Source organism: Pseudoalteromonas sp. HF66, from assembly GCF_011806445.1.
GTDB lineage: Bacteria > Pseudomonadota > Gammaproteobacteria > Enterobacterales > Alteromonadaceae > Pseudoalteromonas > Pseudoalteromonas apostichopi.
Window position 1 is genome coordinate 57,361 of sequence record NZ_JAATOU010000015.1, and the last position, 18,958, is coordinate 76,318.

The following is an 18,958-nucleotide window of genomic DNA, read 5'->3' on the forward strand; positions in this document are numbered from 1 at the left end:
CCAGCTTGTGCTAATGTCTATGTAAACAATATAGCAGCCATTTAGACGTCTAGATAGATTTTTCTGATGAAAGTTTTTCAATGACTATGAATTTTACTCAAGTTGAATGTGAGGTGTTCTACGAAATTGACACACCTGTTTACATAAATTATAGCCCTGACCCTCATATTTTCTGGCGCTTTGATGCATAATCAGGCTGCAATCATTATGAGAAAAATAACTAACAAGGGAACATTATGAAATTTAGATTATTAGCAACCAGTTTTGCTGTAACACTTGCGCTGAGTGGCTGCGCAAGTAACTCACAGTCAAATATGGTTAAAGAAGTCGAAATTGAGCAGCAAGTAAGCCAAGATGATAACCGTGTATTTAGCCAAGATTACCTATTAGAAGAGCTTGAGAACGGCCTTCGCGTAATGGTAGTGAAAACCGACTACCCAGACGTCGTATCACTGCAAATTCCGGTATCGGTTGGCTCACGTAATGAAGTTGAAGCAGGTAAAACTGGTTTTGCACACTTCTTTGAGCATATGATGTTTAAAGGCTCTGAAAAATTCCCGCAAGATGTCTATTCAGATATTTTAAAGAACTCAGGTGTTGATAATCGCGCGTATACGACCAACGATTACACTAACTATCACTTAAATTTCTCAAAAGAGCACTTAGATAAAGTACTCGAAATCGAAGCTGATATTTTCCAAAACCTGACTTACAGCGAAGAGCAGTTCCGTACTGAAGCACTGACTGTAAAAGGTGAATATTTAAAGAATAATGCTAGCCCAATTCGTAAGTTACTTTCTGCCGTTCGTAACGAAGCATTCGAGAAGCACACATATAAACACACCACGATGGGCTTTTTTGAAGACATCGAAGCCATGCCTGATCAAATGGCATATGGTAAAGAGTTTTTCGCTAAGTTTTATAAGCCCGAGTACGTCTCTTTAGTCATTGTTGGTGATGTTGATCCACAAGAAACTATGGCAATGGTGAAAAAGCATTGGGGTAACTGGAAAAAAGGTGATTACCAAGCCGACATTCCAACTGAACCGAAACAACAAGCACCTAAGTACGTTCATGAAAAATATGATGGTTTACCGGGTCATTGGTTACTAGTGTCTTACAAAGGCACAGCATGGGATCCAACTCAAAAAGACCGTGCTGCGCTTGATTTGATTTCGCAGCTTTATTTCTCAAATAACTCGGCACTTTATCAAGAACTTGTTGTTGATAAACAAATTGCCAGTCAAATGTTTACCTATAACCCAGATACTAAAGACCCCGGTTTATTACATGTTTTTGTAAAAGTAGAAAACGAAGCTGATCTTGCTAAAGCTCGTGATGCGATTAACCGTACTTATGCACAAGCACGTACTGAGTTAGTTGATGCGCAAAAGTTAGCTGATTTAAAATCTAACTTAAAATACAGCTTTATCAATGGTCTTGATTCATCGCAATCAATAGCCTCAACGCTTGCAAGCTACATGCACTTTGAGCGCGACCCTGAAGTTATTAACCAACTTTACGCCACTGCTGATAGCGTCACTCCAGAAGATATCAAAGCAGTAGCAAACAAGTATTTTGTTGATTCAAGCCGTACCACTGTGACAATGTCGGCGCTTGATAAAGTAACTGGTTTTGAGCAGGAAGTTGATTTAAATGCAGCGGTGGCAAGTATCGAGCAAGCACCAACAGAACGTCATTTTAAAGTACTTGATAAAACAAATAGTTCACCACTGGTTGATGTAAACTGGTTATTTAATACCGGTGCGGCAGCTGATCCACAAGGCAAAAAAGGTTTAGCGGCGCTAACAGCCGCGATGCTAGCGCAAGGTGGTTCAGAATCAATGAGCTATAAAGATATTAAGAAAGCCTTATATCCTTTGGCGGGAAGCTTTGGTTATCAACTTGATAAAGAGATGATTTCACTTCGTGGTCGAGTACACAAAGATAATGCTGCGAAATGGTATGCGCTTGTTAGCGATCAATTGTTAAACCCTGGCTTTAGAGAAGATGATTTCAAGCGTCTGAAAAAAGAGCTTATAGATAGCATTAAAGCGGGCCTTAAAGCGTCAAATGATGAGGAACTAGGTAAAGAAGTGCTTTATCATCAGCTTTATAAAGGTCATCCTTACGAAAGTTATAACTACGGTGACATATCAGATCTTGAAGCATTGACACTTGATGACGTCAAAGCGTTTTATAATAGCCAGTTTACACAATCTAAACTAACAGTGGGTCTAATTGGTGCTATCCCAAGTGATGTTAAATCGACAATGATGAAAGATTTAACCCAACTTCCACAAGGTAAAGAAAGCCGTTTAATGATCCCTGATGCGCCAGTACTTAAAGGTCATCATGCGACTATTGTTGAGAAATCAGCGCAATCTACCGCAGTGTCCTTTGGTTTCCCAATTGATACAATTCGTAGCAGCGATGATTGGACAGCCCTTTGGTTAGTTCGCTCTTATTTTGGTGAACACCGCAGTTCAAACAGCTTCTTATATCAACGCATTCGTCAAACCCGTGGTATGAACTACGGCGACTATGCATACATCGAATACTTCCCACGTGGTATGTTCCAAACAAAACCAGATGCTAACTTAGGTCGTTCAGAGCAAATTTTCCAAGTATGGTTACGCCCGCTGCGTTCTAATAACGATGCTCACTTTGCAACACGTACGGCATTATTTGAGCTTGATAAGCTAATTAAAAATGGCATTAGTAAGGAAGATTTTGAAGCGACTCGTAATTTCTTAATTAACTTTGTGCCGCAAATGGTTGCAAGCCAAGATCGTCAATTAGGCTATGCACTTGATAGTGAGTTCTATAACACAGAGAGCTTTGTAGACTATGTGCGCGGCAAGCTTGAAAAGCTAACCCTTGATGATGTTAACCGCGTTATTCGCGATAACCTGCAAACCGAGAATATTCACTATGTGTTTATTACCGGTGACGGCAAAGATATGCAAAAACGTTTAGCATCAGAGCAAACATCACCTATGGTGTATAACGCTGAAAAACCGGCAGAACTTGTTGCTGAAGATAAAGTGATTGCAGACTATAAACTTGCAATACCAGCGAAAAATATTAAAGTACTTGATGTCGAAAAAGTATTTCAATAATTACTAATTAACTAATCAATGCCCCTATTTAGGGGCATTTTTCTATGCTTAATGGCTCGATGTTATCAGCAACTACAAGTTGATTTCGGCCAGCTTCTTTTGCTTGATAAAGCGCGCTATCAGCCATTTCAATGAGTAACATGGCATCATCACAACTACTAGGATATAGCGTGGCTAACCCGACACTTACTGTTAATGGGTAGCCAGCCAGTTCAGCCAACTTTAGCGTAGCAAGTTTTGTCATAAAACGTGTTACGAGTAATTGAGCATTATGGCTTTGCGTATTACCAAGTACTAGAACAAATTCTTCACCGCCGTATCTTGCGCACAAGTCACTGGGCCTGCGAGTAAATTCAGACAATAGTTTTGCCACTTCTTTTAAGCAATTATCACCAACTAGATGACCAAGGTTATCGTTAAGAGACTTAAAGTTATCAAGATCGACCATCGCTATGGATAAGGGATGTTTTAAGCGTGCACAGCGACTCCATTCTTGCGAATAAAAATCATCAAAATGACGTCGGTTAGCAACTTGCGTTAGACCATCGATACGAGCAAGCTCTCGAACTTGCTGCTCGGCAAGTTTACGTTCAGTAATATTTAAGTGGCTGATCACAACATAATCTGTTTTGCCAAGTTTTAAAGGTACTGCGCGCATCATAAACCAGCGGCTTTCAGTATCACTATGACAAGGATATTCCAAGTAAAACTCTGCGAGCTGTTGATTGATAACTTGGTTTATTCCGGTGTAGGCCTTTTCACCAAACTCATCGCCATGGGCCGCAGCTGATCTACAAATAGCTAGATAGTTTTGACTTTCCCACTGAGTGTTACACTCGCATCCATTCTCATCGCCGAATGATAGCCAGCTGCGATTTACAAATGTGATATCCCCCGAGTCATTAATGACCACAATATGCTCAGAGATAGTATCGAGTATTAACTTTAGAAACTCTTTTGATTCAACCACTTTATAACCTAGCCAGTGCTTAGTTATTTAAGGTTAGCAATAAATGGCGAATTTTCCTCTAAGCTACGCTTAAAGCTTTCATAAAAGTGTTTTGCTAGAGTCCTGAAGGGGGAGTGTAAAGCTCCTATTTAGCTCATGTAGTTAACAGCTGTCAGTACTGCATTTTAAGTTCAGTTCTGACAGTTGGCCTAAGTCTCTAAGTAAAGCATCAGGAAATGCTAAAGTATAGAACCAATTTTAACACCTAGCGCAAATAGCATGGTTACTATTACAAAGCCGATAAGTGTGGCATAGCCGCGTTGTTCTTTGGTCATATTTCACTCCTAAAAAATAACAAATACTGTTGCCATACCAAGGGCGAAACTAATAAACGAAGAAGTCGCTACGATTACAGCTAGGTTTTGCTTACTCACTGCGTGTGCTTTGCTGTCATTAGTTGATTCGTCATCGAGCTTGATGAGCTCACCTTGGCGTACTTCAAACACTGCGCATAAGCTCATGGTAGTTTCTTTTGACGCAGCGCCTTCTTTTTCAACTCGTTGAATGGTTCGTAGGCTTACATCACAGGCATCGGCCAGTTGTTGCTGCGTCCACTCGAATTTAAGCCTCAATGCTTTAATTGTATTAGGGTTCAGTTGCATTACTTACTTCCCAATGAACGGTTCAATTAACGTGATTAGGGCAAAACCAAAAATTGCTCCACCAATAAAACACCCTAAGGTAACCATAGCCACTTGCTTTGGGTTATCTGTAAGTGAAGTCTGTGTGCTCTGTTGAACTAATTTACCTGCTTTGTAAAACGAACATTCAAGCTTACCTGTTAGTATATTTTGCATCTCAAATTCGACTGCATAAGCATTCTCTTGGTAATTAAAGTCGTGGTGACTTTTAAAACCGAAGCTGCGCTTTTCACTAACCAATTCATCGTTTACATATATTTTTTCTTTACCACTCATGATGTGACCAAAGCATGCGATTTGATTATCACCATCTTGAAAGTAGAACTTATAACCTAATTTGTGTGAGTTTAGTACGTCGTTTTTCATCATCGTTTCCTTGTTAAGTTGATGATGTAAATTTAATGATTATTTTTTTTTTTACGCCGTCAGTAATACGCCAGTTCCTATTTTGGCATATGACAGATAAGATGTCATATCTGTTTTGTTGTTGAAAAATAAGTACTTTAATTAAACCGCGTGCCTGTCATTAGAGTTTGCAGCTGTCATATGAGATTGATTTAAAAACACCTGCAAATGATCAAAAATAAGGTTTGATACTCTGGTTATTACATATAACCAGAACAAATAAATAACGGGTTAGTACATCTTGCTACAAATCCGTTAAACTAAAGGCTTAGCAGTTAGGTACAACCAGAAAGGCAATATTATGCGTCATGAAATTTGGCAAAAGCTTCGAGATGAAGCAAACGAAGTCGTTTCCCGTGAACCGCTTTTAGCAAGTCACGTTTATTCGTGTGTGTTAAATCATGAATGCTTAGGTTCGGCGCTTAGCTTTATTGTCGCGAATAAACTCTCAGATGCGGTGGTATCAGCATTTACTATCCGTGAATTATTCGATCAAGCCTTTGTTAAATGTGACCTCATGCTGACACATGTGGCTCATGACATAAAAGCAGTTAAAGATCGCGACCCTGCGGCCGATAGTTACTTAACTGTTATCTTGAACCTTAAAGGCTTCCATGCAATACAAGCACACCGACTCGCAAATTGCTTATGGCAACAAAACCGAAAAGAGCTTGCTCGTTTCATTCAGAGCAGAACCTCAGAAGTATTTGGCGTTGACATCCATCCTGCTTGTAAAGTTGGTCATGGTATTATGTTTGACCATGCAACTGGGATTGTAATTGGTGAAACTGCAGTTATCGAAGATAACGTTTCGATTCTACAATCTGTAACCTTAGGTGGTACAGGTAATGAACAAGGTGATCGCCACCCTAAAATACGTGCCGGTGTATTGATTGGCGCAGGTGCTAAAGTACTAGGTAACATCGAAGTCGGTGAGGGGGCGCGTATTGGTGCTAATTCAGTGGTGTTAAGTCCAGTTCCTGCACACACAACTGTGGTTGGGGTACCTGCTAAAGTGGTCGGCAAACCGAGCTGCCCCTGTCCAGCCGAAAGCATGAACCAAAACTTTTTAGATGATGGCACAACTACCGCTAGTAATGCCTCACACACCAGTGCTATGTTGTAGTTTTACATCAATAAAGAGCAATGGAATTGTCTAAATTATCCTTCGGGTTAGCTGTTATAGCGTCATTTTTTTGTGGCGCTCTTGCTATGTCACTCTTTCAGTCTAATCCACTAGAACAGACTCAAACTCACCAGCAAGAATTTATTGAAGCGCAAACTGTTGAGGCGCCACAGCAAACCAAGTCGGTAGTCCCTGTGAATGCTAAAAAAATCGCTTCACCTAAAGCTGACGTACCAGAAACTCTTAGCAAAAGTGAGCTTGAACAACAAATTGCTGGGCTAAAGCTACAAGTTGAAAGCCAACAAGCTGTGATTGCTAACTACCGTTCAAGTGCAATTCCCCCGCAGCAAATTGATTCACATCTTGAAGAACTTTATACCTTGTTAGAAGAGCAATCTCGTGATGAAGCGTGGGCTTACCAAGTTGAAACTGCGATGAGCGATTTTTTAATCATGGCAGATTTACCTGTACAACCAGAGCTAAAAATCGCAACGTGCAAAAGCTCCGTTTGTCAGTTTAAGCTACTGCAACCAGAGGGTGTAGATGACTTACCAAGCCGTTATTGGCGTGATTTAGGCGATAAAATGATGGAACAAAGCTGGTGGAAGCAGTTTAAATTTACTTCCAGTACTTCGAGTGATGGCAGTCTAACCGTTATCGCTAGTACCGAGTAAAGTTAAACGACCTTCGAGTGCAGCTGACCATCGGTAAGTTCGGTGGTTATAAACTCTCCTGAACTTACATCGTTAACTGATTTCACCACTTTGCCTTGCTGGTTCTTGGTAATGCTATAACCACGAGCTAATACACTGAGTGGGCTTACAGAATCTAAGCGGCTCGCTTGCAAAGAAAGCTGATTGCGTGAACTTGAAAGTTGCTGTTGCATCGTTTGTCTCAGTCGGGCGTGTAGTTGCGCGAGCTGATGCTCGCTTTTTGCGAGCTGATTTTCAGGTGAACGTTGCATCAAGCGTGGTGTTAAGTTAGCAAGTACTCGCTCATATCGCTGAATTTTGTTATTCATTGCACCATGCAAGGCTAAACTAAGCTCATCTAATTTTTGCGCTTGCTGATTTAGTTGATTACGTGGATGGCAAAGTTGTAAGCGATGCTCAAATTGTGTTGCAGTACTGCGTTTTACTGCCAAGGAATGTTTAAAAGCATGATTTAAGTGCCTAACTAACTGTGTAACTTTATTATGTAGCTCTTCCGTGTTTGGGCTAACTAGCTCAGCAGCAGCCGAAGGGGTTGCGGCACGAATATCGGCTACATAGTCACTTATTGTGGTATCGACTTCGTGACCAACGGCACTAACGATTGGTAAGTGACTTGCGAAAATGGCGCGAGCCAATTGCTCATGGTTAAAGCACCACAAATCTTCGAGTGAACCACCACCGCGACCTAATATAAGTACATCCACTTCATTACGCTTATTGGCGATGCTTATTTTTTCTATTAATTGGCTGTGGGCATCTGCGCCTTGTACCATCGCTGGATAAATCACGACTTCAAGCTGCGGAGCACGGCGTTTTAGTACGGTAAGAATATCGCGAATAGCTGCCCCAGTGGCTGAGGTAATCACCCCAATACGATTGATATTGGTTGGTAATGGTTTTTTGTGAGCTGAGCTAAATAGGCCTTCGGCAGCTAAGCGCATTTTAAGCGCATCAAACTCTTGTTTTAATAAACCTTCACCAGCAGGGGCCATGTGCTCAACAATCAGCTGATAATCACCACGGGGTTCATACAAGGATACGCGGGCGCGCACAGTTACTTGTGCACCATTGCTTGGGCGAAAAGTTTGGCCGCGATTATTGCCGCGCCACATCGCCGCTTTTACCTGTGCTCGGTCGTCTTTTAGAGTGAAGTACCAGTGTCCAGATGCAGGGGCTATAAAGTTAGAAATTTCACCATTTAAGATAAGCGATGAGAAGCCTTGTTCTAAAACATGGCGAATTTCCTTATTTAGGCGCGAGACCGTGTAAACAGGCTGTGTTGAGTGCGTAAAAGCCATTAATAACCCCAGTAAAAAATTCTGTGTGTACTTTAACACAAATAAATGAATAATTTTATTTACTCGTGCTCACAACGCTGATAAAATTTGGCCGCAATTCCTTATACTCAGATCCACATGTGAGAAGTTGCACTATGCTAAGAATCGCTAAAGAAGCTCTTACCTTTGACGACGTACTTTTAGTACCAGGTCATTCTACTGTTTTGCCACACACGGCAAATATTTCAACTCGCTTAACGCGTGGTATCAATCTTAACTTGCCGTTAGTTTCAGCATCTATGGATACTGTAACAGAAGCACGCTTAGCGATTGCTTTAGCGCAAGAGGGCGGTTTAGGTTTCATCCACAAGAACATGACAATCGAAGAGCAAGCTAAAAACGTTCGTAAAGTAAAAACTTACGAAGCGGGCATTGTTTCTTTCCCTGTTACTGTGACTGCGGATCTTACAATTGCTGATGCTATCGCGCTTTCAGAAGACAAAGGTTTTTCAGGTTTCCCTGTAACTGACGCTGACAATAACCTTGTTGGTATTGTTACAAGCCGTGATATGCGTTTTGAAACTAAGCTTGAGCAACCTGTTTCTACAGTAATGACGAAAAAAGAATCGTTAGTGACTGTTAAAGAAGGTGCAGACCGTGATGAAATCTTAGGTCTAATGCACGAGCACCGTATCGAAAAAATTCTCGTAGTTGATGATGCATTTAAACTTAAAGGCATGATCACTGTAAAAGATTATCAAAAAGCACAAGACAAGCCGCATGCATGTAAAGACGAGCAAGGTCGTCTACGTGTAGGTGCAGCTGTTGGTGTTGGCGCGGGTACCGATGAGCGTATCGCAGCGCTTGTTGAAGCAGGTGTTGATGTACTACTTATCGATACATCACATGGTCACTCTCAAGGTGTTATCGACCGTGTTGCACAAACACGTCAAGCATACCCTGATTTACAAATCGTAGCGGGTAACGTTGCAACAGCTGAAGGCGCGATTGCCCTTGCTGATGCAGGTGTTGATGCTGTTAAAGTAGGTATCGGTCCTGGTTCTATTTGTACTACTCGTATCGTAACAGGTTGTGGTGTTCCACAAATTACTGCTATTTCTGACGCAGTTGAAGGCTTAAAAGGCCGTGATATTCCTGTTATTGCTGACGGTGGTATTCGTTTCTCTGGTGACATCGTAAAAGCACTTGTTGCGGGCGCATCATGTGTAATGGTTGGTTCAATGTTAGCTGGTACTGAAGAAGCACCGGGTGAAGTCGAGCTATATCAAGGCCGTTACTACAAATCATACCGCGGTATGGGTAGCCTTGGTGCTATGGACCAAAAAGAAGGTTCATCAGACCGTTACTTCCAAAAATCGAACGAAGCAGACAAGCTTGTTCCTGAAGGTATCGAAGGCCGTGTTGCTTATAAAGGTCCTATCGCGACAATCATTCACCAACAAGTGGGTGGTCTTCGCAGTGCAATGGGCTTAACAGGCTGTGCAACAATTGAAGAGTTAAACACTAAACCTCAATTTGTTCGCGTTACTTCAGCTGGTATGGGTGAGTCACACGTTCACGACGTGCAAATCACCAAAGAAGCGCCAAACTACCGCTTAGGTTAATTACCTTAAGGTATTGAAATTACATGGGCTAGCATTTGCTAGCCCTAATTTATTGATCATCTCCCTTTGGGAGAGCAGTTCCTGACTAACGAGATACTCCATGAGCAAAGACATTCACGATTCACGAATTCTCATTTTAGATTTTGGTTCGCAATACACACAGTTAATCGCACGTCGTATACGTGAGATTGGTGTTTACTGTGAGCTATGGGCATGGGATGTAACTGAAGAGCAAATCCGCGAATTTAATCCACAAGGTATTATTTTGTCGGGTGGCCCTGAGTCTACAACACTTGAAAACAGCCCACGTGCTCCTGAGTATGTATTTAACGCAGGCGTTCCAGTACTTGGTATCTGTTACGGCATGCAAACAATGGCAACGCAACTAGGTGGTAGCGTACACAGCTCTGATAAGAAAGAGTTTGGTTATGCGCAAGTTGAAAAAGTAGGTAACTGTGCGTTATTCGATGCTATCGAAGACCACATTACTGACGGCGGTGCAGGCGTACTAGACGTTTGGATGAGCCACGGCGATAAAGTGATGGAAGTACCAGAGACTTTCAAAACAACTGCTAAAACATCAACGTGTCCGCATGCTGCAATGTCTTGGGAAGAAAAACGTTTTTACGGCGTACAGTTCCACCCAGAAGTAACTCATACTCACCAAGGTTTACGCTTACTTGAGCGCTTCGCGATTGATATCTGTGGCTGTGAAAAGCTATGGACACCCGCTAAAATCATCGACGATGCTATTGAGCGTATTAAAGAAACGGTAGGTGATGACGAAGTTATCTTAGGTTTATCAGGTGGTGTTGATTCATCTGTTGTAGCTATGCTTATTCACCGTGCAATTGGCGACAAGCTAACATGTGTATTCGTTGATAACGGTCTTCTTCGTTTAAACGAAGGTCAGCAAGTTATGGACATGTTTGGCAACAAGTTTGGCCTAAACATTGTTAAAGTGGATGCTGAAGATCAATTCTTAGCAGACTTAGCAGGTAAGTCTGACCCAGAAGATAAGCGTAAAGCGATTGGTCATACGTTCATTAAAGTATTCGACGAGCAAGCTAAAAAGCTGAAAAACGCTAAATGGTTAGGTCAAGGTACTATCTACCCAGACGTAATCGAATCTGCTGCATCAGCAACAGGTAAAGCACATGTAATCAAGTCTCACCACAACGTAGGTGGTTTACCTGACGACATGAAAATGGGTCTTGTTGAGCCATTACGTGAGCTATTTAAAGATGAAGTACGTAAAATTGGTCTTGAGCTTGGTCTGCCTTACGACATGCTTTACCGTCACCCATTCCCGGGTCCAGGTTTAGGTGTTCGTGTACTTGGTGAAATCAAGAAAGAATACTGTGACTTACTACGTCGCGCAGATGCTATCTTCATCGAAGAGCTACACAAAGCTGAGCTATACCACAAAGTAAGCCAAGCATTCACTGTATTCTTACCAGTTAAATCGGTAGGTGTAATGGGTGATGCACGTAAATACGACTGGGTTGTATCACTACGTTGTGTAGAGACAATCGACTTTATGACGGCACGTTGGTCACACTTACCTTATGAATTCTTAGGTGTGGTTTCAAACCGTATCATCAACGAAATCGATGGTATCTCACGTGTTGTTTACGATATTTCAGGTAAGCCACCGGCAACAATTGAGTGGGAATAATTTTATTATTCTGACCTGAATTGGTTCAAAAACGGCGAATTAGCTTGCTAATTCGCCGTTTTGTTTATTTAAAAAGCAGTTAAACTAAAAACTGTGTTTTTTTACTTTACCTTTGAAAAAAGCTCTATATAATTCGTCGTCATTGCAGGGGCGTAGTTCCAATTGGTAGAACAGCGGTCTCCAAAACCGACGGTTGGGAGTTCGAATCTCTCCGCCCCTGCCATTTCTTCCTTCTTTACTTTAATCGCAAATCTCCCTATATTACTTGCTCTTAATCATGATTGAGTCGTTATGAATCCAAGTTACGCTGCGATATTCTCTGTACAATCTTTAGAGTTGAATCAACACTATCGAACTGTGCCTGACGTTTCTAGCGAAGAGATGTCAAATACTCAACAAGAAACACTCACGCTACCGTTACAGTTTCACCAAGACCTCGAAAAAGCATTTGCGCCGTTAGTTATTACTGAAATCGTTAAAACAACAAGTATTAGCTGGCAAGAGGGGTGCTTGGGTTTACCGAGCGATAAGCTTAATAGTAAACAGAAAAAACAACTTTGGTCTTTAATCGGTGAACAACTTGATAAGCTTTAAATCTGTAGATGCAACTTATATCAGCCAGTTAATGGCTATTGAAAATGCGTGCCATAGTCACCCGTGGACAGAGAAAACCATGCTGTCTTGTTTAGCGGGCCGTTACTTTAACCTGGCTGCTTTTCATGGCGATGATATGCTAGGTTTTTATATCGGTGAGCAAGCGGGCCCAGATTACACCCTGATGGATATTTGTGTTGCGCCAAAGCACCAAGGGCAGGGCATTGCTAAGCAGTTGTTAAATGCTTTTATTGAGCATGGTGAACAGCACCAAGCTGAAAACCTCTTCTTAGAAGTGCGTGAGTCTAATGCACCTGCTATTGGCTTGTACGAAAGTGCTGGCTTTTCACATATGTCAGTGCGCAAGAACTACTACCCAACCGCAACAGGGAATGAAGACGCTATTTTAATGGGCATGAGCTTTAGCCTTTAAGATGCCTCTTCAAGGGCGCTTATAAGCGCGTTGTAGCATTGCTCGATTTGTTCAGTTTGATTACTACGTAAGGCATTTTCAAGTTGTCCCGCGGTCTTATGAATTGCTTCAAAACTAAAACACCCAGCACTGCCTTTTAGGCTATGCGCTACTGAGCGCAGCGCTTCCCACTCTTTAGTGCGATACAACTGCACGACCTGGCTTAAGTAATCAGGCAGCTTTGAACGATAGTTGTCGTTAATTTGTTGGAATTTTTCACTTTTCAGTAAATTTTCCCATTTGTTTTGGCTATCTTTTTCAATGTGTAAGTAGCTTACGAGAACTTGCTCTAATGCGTCTTTATCGATTGGTTTTGCAAGGGCTTCATCACAGCCCGCTTCTATGTAAGTATCGACATCGGTTTTCATCACATTGGCTGTAAGCGCGATAATAGGTCCATCGTAGGCTGCATGACGTAACATTTGCGTCGCTTCTAAGCCGCCCATTACAGGCATCTGCATATCCATGATGATCAACTGATAATCATTAACCAATGCCATTTCTACCGCTTCAGCACCATTTTTTGCGATGTCAGGCTCAAGTCCCCAAGTTTGTAACAGTAGTTTGATCAGCAACTGGTTATCTGGGTTATCTTCGGCCACCAGTATATTGGCATCAAAGCTATTAGCAGCGAATGAAAGCTGTACGTCTTTACTCGGCGAGAGCTGCTCATAGTTATGAATAAAGGCCTCATACTTAAGCTGCTCGGCATTTAAGTGAGCTGCAACTTGCACGGTAAAACAACTGCCATTTCCAGGTTCACTGATAAGTTGCACATCACCACCCAATAACTGGGCTAAGTTCTTCGAAATACACAAGCCAAGACCGGTACCACCAAAGCGGCGAGTTGTCGTCGCATCAGCTTGTTCAAACGGTTTAAATACCCGTTCAACTTCGCGCTCTGACATACCAATACCTGTGTCTTGAATCGCAAATTGTAAATGTTGTTTTTCGCTGTTGTAGCTAATATCAATCGAGATACTGCCTTTCTCAGTAAATTTAACCGCATTACTGGCAATATTGATCAAGATTTGTTTTAAACGTGTGGTATCGCTATTAATGGTTTTGGGGATTGGTAGCTTGTAGTTGATATTAAACGCCAGTTGCTTCTCATTAGCCAGTGGGCGAATAATCGAATCAATATCATGAATAAGCTGCACTACATTACATGGCCCGCGCTCAACGGCGAGTTTTTCAGCTTCAATTTTTGATAAATCAAGAATGTTATTGATGAGCTCAAGCAAGTGCTTAGAGTTACGTAAAATGGTGCTTAAATGCTGCTCATCATTCACCGCATCCTTGTTGTGCAGAAGTTGCTCTGTAAAGCCCATAATTGCGGTAAGTGGGGTACGAATTTCATGACTCATATTCGCTAAAAAGCGGCTTTTCAGTTGGTTTGCTTGCTCAGCTTGGGCAATGGCCACTTCTAGCTTGCTATTCATTGCTTCGAGCGCTTTAGTACGGCTTTCAACCTTTTCTTCTAGGTGATGCTTATATTCTTCGAGTTCGTCTTGGTAATGACGAATTTGGTTCACCATGTGATTGAAGTCGTTGAAAAGCACACCTACTTCATCATTTGTATGGGCGGGCAAATACACAGATAAATCACCATCACCAACGCGATGGCTTGCAGCGCCTAATAACTCGACTGGGGTGAGTAGTAAATTACGCACCACAATGTAAATCAGAATAGGTAGTGAAATCACAGAGATAATTACAATTAATGCAGTAATTAAACTGATGGCTTTCCCTGACTGATACAGTAAATCTTTGGGGGTGGTCGAGATGAAGTAATCGCCGTCGGTCATTTGCACCGCATAGATGATACGCTCTTCTTTATCGATACTCGAAAGCTCAATGCTGGCTAGTTTGCCGTAATCGGCCAAACTCTTAATTTGTTCAAGCTCGTATTCACTTAAGTAGCTGCCCCGTAAGTCATAGTCTGAGCTAAATAAAATTTGTCCTTTAGTTGTCAAAAACAAATTTAGGGTGTTATTAAAAGGCGCTTCTAAAATGCTGGCATTTAATATCGATGGTTCTACATGTACAACAATAAATCCTAACTGTTGCGGCTGTTTTAAGTAGTAATCGATATTGTAAATAGGGTGCACAAAGTACAGGCTAGTCGAGCCATCTTCTTTGGGGATCATAAATTGCTGTTGGCGCAAATTTGATTGCAGTACTTGATCAAAAAACGGGTAGCTTTTAGGCGCAGGGGTTAATTGGCTTGAATAAAATGCATCACTTTTGCCGTCTGGGGCAACATAGTTAATGCTGACTATATCAGGGTAAGCTTCTGAATAACTTGCAAATACATTCATTAACTCGCCAAGGCGTTCAATGTATTGGTTTTTTGATTCAGGTTCACGGGCTAAAAAGTCCGCCAATACTGGAGAAGTCGAAAGTAACCGGGTAATCGAATGAAATGAGTCAATGTAATTGAAGATTTTTTGTTGCTGTTGCTCAACAAAGCGACTGACAATAAGCTCTGCTTGTTTTTTTGTTGAATTGGTCACATTGGTTAACGTAAAGCCACCTAAAAACAACAAAGGTAAGATCACTAAAGGTGTGATATACCATAATAATCGAATACTGAGCTTACTGGTTTTCATGACCTAAATTGATATCCCTCCGTGCAATTTATCAATAGTATGCGTTACAACTTGATTACACAAGCTTAGCAAAAAAGTGAACAACCCATATACCCAGCCTGTGGTGAATAATTACTTACAATCGTTGCTTTTTTGGCTAAGACAAACAAGGTATAATAGTCGGCAATTCTATTTTATTTTTACAGTGCGCACCGAGCTTTATAATTTATAGGGCAGCCAAGTGCGCTTTGTTATGACTAAAAGCAGCTTACATGTCTAATTTAACTACCGAAATTAATAAACGACGCACCTTTGCGATCATCTCGCACCCGGATGCGGGTAAAACCACTATTACAGAAAAAGTTCTGTTATTCGGACAAGCGATTCAAAAAGCGGGTACCGTAAAGGGTCGTGGCTCAAACCAGCACGCAAAATCAGACTGGATGGAAATGGAAAAAGAACGTGGTATCTCGGTAACCACGTCTGTTATGCAATTTCCTTACAATGAGCGTCTAGTTAACTTACTTGATACTCCAGGGCACGAAGACTTCTCTGAAGATACTTATCGTACACTGACTGCGGTTGACTCATGCCTAATGGTAATCGACGCGGCGAAAGGTGTTGAGGATCGTACTCGTAAATTAATGGAAGTAACACGCTTACGTACTACACCTATCGTAACTTTCATGAATAAGTGTGACCGTGATATTCGTGACCCAATGGAGTTATTAGACGAAGTTGAGACTGAGCTTAACATCGCCTGTGCGCCTGTTACTTGGCCGATTGGTTGTGGTAAAGAATTCAAAGGTGTGTATCACATTCACCGTGAAGAAACGATTTTGTATAGCACAGGCCAAGGTCACACGATTCAAGAAGTACGTGTTATTAAAGGTTTAGATAACCCAGAACTTGATGATGCAATTGGTAGCGAACTTGCAGAGCAGCTTCGTGAAGAGCTAGAGCTTGTGATTGGTGCATCACACGAATTTGATTTAGATCTGTTCTTAGCGGGTGAGCTATCGCCTGTGTATTTTGGTACGGCACTTGGTAACTTTGGTGTTGACCATGTTCTTGATGGCTTAACTGAATGGGCTCCGGCGCCACTACCTCGTGAAACAGAAGACCGCCAAGTAGCTGCAACTGAAGATTACTTCTCTGGCTTCGTATTTAAAATTCAAGCAAACATGGACCCTAAACACCGTGACCGTATTGCCTTTATGCGAATTGTATCGGGCAAATACAGCCAAGGTATGAAGATGAACCATGTGCGTATTGGTAAGCAAGTGAGTATTTCTGATGCGGTAACCTTCATGGCAGGTGACCGTGAACGAGCGCAAGATGCTTATGCGGGTGACATCATTGGTTTACACAACCACGGTACAATTCAAATAGGTGATACTTTTACGCAAGGTGAAAAAATGAAGTTTGGTGGTATTCCTAACTTCGCACCAGAATTATTCCGCCGTATTCGCTTAAAAGATCCATTAAAACAAAAGCAATTGCTAAAAGGCTTAGTTCAGTTATCTGAAGAAGGTGCTGTGCAAGTATTTAGACCGCTTATAAATAACGACCTTATCGTTGGTGCGGTAGGTGTACTACAGTTTGATGTGGTTGTTGCTCGCTTAAAAGCTGAATACAACGTTGATGCGATTTACGAAGGTGTCAGTGTTAATACTGCACGTTGGGTAAGCTCAGACGATAACAAAAAGCTTGAAGAGTTTAAGCGTAAGTGCGAAAGCAACTTAGCGCTTGATGGTGGCGATAACCTTACTTATATCGCGCCAAGCCGTGTAAACCTAAACTTGTCGATGGAACGCTATCCAGATATCAAGTTTAACCACACGCGCGAAAACTAATACGCTAAGACTGCTTCAAATTTAAGGGCCCGTACTACGGGCCATAAAGGTAAAAATTACAATGAATATTCGTACTCTTTTAATCGAAAAAGCAATTGCTGCGATGGTTGCAGCAGGGTTACCAGAAGACACAAACCCAGCGGTAACGCAAAGCACACGCCCGCAATTTGGTGATTACCAAATCAATGGCGCGATGGGGGCTGCAAAAAAACTAAAATCGAACCCGCGTGAGCTAGCACAAAAAATTATCGATAACCTAGATCTTGCTGATATCGCAGAAAAAACTGAAATTGCAGGCCCTGGTTTTATCAATATTCACTTAAAGCCTGCGTTTTTATCAGCTAGCTTAAAAGCGGCAAATGAAGATGAAAAGCTGGCCGTTGCACCGCATGCAACGGCGCAAAAAGTGGTTGTTGATTACTCATCACCTAACCTTGCTAAAGAAATGCATGTAGGTCATTTACGTTCGACTATCATTGGTGATGCGGTTGTTCGTGCCCTTGAGTTCCGTGGCGATGAAGTTATCCGTCAAAACCACATGGGTGACTGGGGTACTCAGTTTGGTATGCTAATCGCGCACTTAGAAGATCAAATCAACCAAGGTGTTGATCTAGACAAAGTTGCACTAGCTGATTTAGAGACCTTCTATCGTGATGCGAAAAAACGCTTTGATGATGAAGAAGGTTTTGCTGATAAAGCGCGTGATTACGTTGTTAAATTACAAGGTGGCGACGCACACTGTGAAAAACTATGGAAGCTATTCATTGCGACTTCTGTGAAGCATTCTGAAGAAGTTTATAAGCGTCTAAACGTAACGCTTACATCCGATGACATCATGGCTGAAAGTGCTTATAACAGTGAACTTGCAAACATTATTGCGCTATTAAAAGGCAAAGAAATTGCGGTTGAATCTAATGGTGCACAAGTGGTGTTCTTAGATGAGCTTGCTAATAAAGACGGTGAGCCTTCAGTATTTATCGTACAGAAATCAGGTGGTGGTTTCTTATATGCCACAACTGACCTAGCAGCCTGTGATTACCGTTCAAACAAACTGGGTGCGGATCGTATCCTAATCTTCGTTGATGCGCGTCAAAGCTTGCACTTCAATCAAGTTGAGCTAACAGCACGTAAAGCTGGTTTATTACGTGATGAAACAAGTTATGAATTCTGCCCATTTGGTACCATGATGGGGGCCGACGGTAAGCCATTCAAAACTCGTACTGGCGGTACAGTTAAACTTGCAGACTTGCTAGAAGAGTCAATCACTCGTGCTGCAGCTAAACTTGCTGAGCGTGAGTCAGACTTAAGCGACGAAGAGCGTAGCGAAATAGCCCGTAAAGTCGGTATTGGCGCAGTGAAATATGCGGATCTTTCTAAACACCGCACTAGCGACTATATCTTCAACTGGGATAGTATGCTGAGCTTTGAAGGTGCTACAGCGCCTTATCTTCAATACGCATACACCCGCGTTCGCAGTATCTTCCGTAAATCAGGTATTGATGCTGCGTCATTAACAGCAGACGTTGCAATCAACGAGCCACAAGAAAAAGCACTCGCACTTAAACTTCTACAATTAGAAGAAGTACTTGATCTAATGATCAGCGAAGCAACACCGCACGTATTATGTGGATACCTATATGAACTAGCAAGCCTATACATGACGTTCTATGAGGCGTGCCCAGTCCTAAAAGAAGGCGTAGAGCCAAATGTACGTGATAGCCGTTTAGTGTTATGTAATTTGGTTGCGAAGACCCTGAAATCAGGATTGGATCTTTTAGGTATCGAAGTAATGGAGCAAATGTAATCACCGTCGTATTTTAACCTAATACTGCGTTGTCAAACCGACTGA

14 protein-coding genes and 1 tRNA gene are annotated in these 18,958 nt (G+C 41.8%); 10 read left to right on the forward strand and 5 right to left on the reverse strand.

What is annotated here, in order from left to right:
- Positions 1 to 236 precede the first annotated feature (236 nt).
- The gene (locus HCZ11_RS14695) at positions 237 to 3,122 is read left to right on the forward strand and encodes a pitrilysin family protein (protein ID WP_167658767.1); all 2,886 of its coding nucleotides are present in this window, start codon (positions 237 to 239) and stop codon (positions 3,120 to 3,122) included.
- A 28-nt stretch (positions 3,123 to 3,150) separates the two neighbouring features.
- Here the strand turns inward: HCZ11_RS14695 and HCZ11_RS14700 are convergent, their stop codons facing one another.
- The 3 genes from HCZ11_RS14700 to HCZ11_RS14710 all read right to left on the reverse strand — a co-directional run bounded on the left by HCZ11_RS14700 (position 3,151) and on the right by HCZ11_RS14710 (position 5,141).
- Positions 3,151 to 4,092, reverse strand: a complete 942-nt coding sequence (locus HCZ11_RS14700; RefSeq protein ID WP_130050766.1) for a sensor domain-containing diguanylate cyclase — start codon at positions 4,090 to 4,092, stop codon at positions 3,151 to 3,153.
- Between the two features lie 323 nt (positions 4,093 to 4,415).
- Positions 4,416 to 4,733 carry a helix-turn-helix transcriptional regulator gene (locus HCZ11_RS14705; protein ID WP_130050767.1) on the reverse strand — a complete coding sequence of 106 codons (318 nt, stop codon included), beginning with the start codon at positions 4,731 to 4,733 and terminating at the stop codon, positions 4,416 to 4,418.
- A 3-nt stretch (positions 4,734 to 4,736) separates the two neighbouring features.
- Complete coding sequence (locus HCZ11_RS14710; protein ID WP_130050768.1) at positions 4,737 to 5,141, reverse strand: hypothetical protein; 405 nt, start codon at positions 5,139 to 5,141, stop codon at positions 4,737 to 4,739.
- A 337-nt stretch (positions 5,142 to 5,478) separates the two neighbouring features.
- On the opposite strand from HCZ11_RS14710, the gene cysE reads away from it, so the two are divergent.
- Together cysE and HCZ11_RS14720 are read left to right on the forward strand one after the other, a co-directional pair.
- Positions 5,479 to 6,303 (forward strand): serine O-acetyltransferase, encoded by an 825-nt coding sequence (cysE, locus tag HCZ11_RS14715; RefSeq protein ID WP_167658768.1) that lies wholly within the window; start codon positions 5,479 to 5,481, stop codon positions 6,301 to 6,303.
- A gap of 86 nt (positions 6,304 to 6,389) precedes the next feature.
- The gene (locus tag HCZ11_RS14720; protein ID WP_167658769.1) at positions 6,390 to 6,977 is read left to right on the forward strand and encodes a hypothetical protein; all 588 of its coding nucleotides are present in this window, start codon (positions 6,390 to 6,392) and stop codon (positions 6,975 to 6,977) included.
- 2 nt (positions 6,978 to 6,979) lie between these two features.
- Here HCZ11_RS14720 and xseA read toward each other — a convergent pair whose 3' ends face one another.
- Positions 6,980 to 8,314 (reverse strand): exodeoxyribonuclease VII large subunit, encoded by a 1,335-nt coding sequence (gene xseA, locus HCZ11_RS14725; RefSeq protein WP_167658770.1) that lies wholly within the window; start codon positions 8,312 to 8,314, stop codon positions 6,980 to 6,982.
- Positions 8,315 to 8,448: 134 nt separating this feature from the next.
- Here xseA and guaB point away from each other — a divergent pair, with 134 nt between their 5' ends.
- From guaB to rimI, 5 genes are all read left to right on the forward strand, one after another.
- Positions 8,449 to 9,918, forward strand: a complete 1,470-nt coding sequence (gene guaB / locus HCZ11_RS14730; RefSeq protein WP_054551225.1) for an IMP dehydrogenase — start codon at positions 8,449 to 8,451, stop codon at positions 9,916 to 9,918.
- Between the two features lie 100 nt (positions 9,919 to 10,018).
- Positions 10,019 to 11,596, forward strand: coding sequence for a glutamine-hydrolyzing GMP synthase (gene guaA / locus HCZ11_RS14735; RefSeq protein WP_130050772.1), 1,578 nt, complete (start codon positions 10,019 to 10,021; stop codon positions 11,594 to 11,596).
- 146 nt (positions 11,597 to 11,742) lie between these two features.
- Positions 11,743 to 11,819 (forward strand) — tRNA-Trp (locus tag HCZ11_RS14740).
- A gap of 68 nt (positions 11,820 to 11,887) precedes the next feature.
- A complete protein-coding gene (locus HCZ11_RS14745; protein WP_130050773.1) occupies positions 11,888 to 12,190 on the forward strand; it encodes a hypothetical protein in 303 nt (100 codons plus the stop codon).
- Positions 12,177 to 12,623, forward strand: coding sequence for a ribosomal protein S18-alanine N-acetyltransferase (gene rimI / locus HCZ11_RS14750; RefSeq protein ID WP_175580473.1), 447 nt, complete (start codon positions 12,177 to 12,179; stop codon positions 12,621 to 12,623). Before HCZ11_RS14745 ends, rimI begins: the two co-directional genes overlap by 14 nt.
- Here rimI and HCZ11_RS14755 read toward each other — a convergent pair.
- On the reverse strand, positions 12,620 to 15,274 hold the full coding sequence (locus HCZ11_RS14755) for a hybrid sensor histidine kinase/response regulator (protein WP_167658771.1): 2,655 nt from the start codon (positions 15,272 to 15,274) through the stop codon (positions 12,620 to 12,622). The two genes, rimI and HCZ11_RS14755, sit on opposite strands and share 4 nt — an antisense overlap.
- A 251-nt stretch (positions 15,275 to 15,525) precedes the next feature.
- Here HCZ11_RS14755 and prfC point away from each other — a divergent pair, with 251 nt between their 5' ends.
- Positions 15,526 to 17,109: a peptide chain release factor 3 gene (prfC, locus tag HCZ11_RS14760; protein WP_167658772.1), complete on the forward strand. Its 1,584-nt coding sequence runs from the start codon at positions 15,526 to 15,528 to the stop codon at positions 17,107 to 17,109.
- A 61-nt stretch (positions 17,110 to 17,170) separates the two neighbouring features.
- A complete protein-coding gene (gene argS / locus HCZ11_RS14765) occupies positions 17,171 to 18,913 on the forward strand; it encodes an arginine--tRNA ligase (protein WP_130050776.1) in 1,743 nt (580 codons plus the stop codon).
- Positions 18,914 to 18,958: the final 45 nt, after the last annotated feature.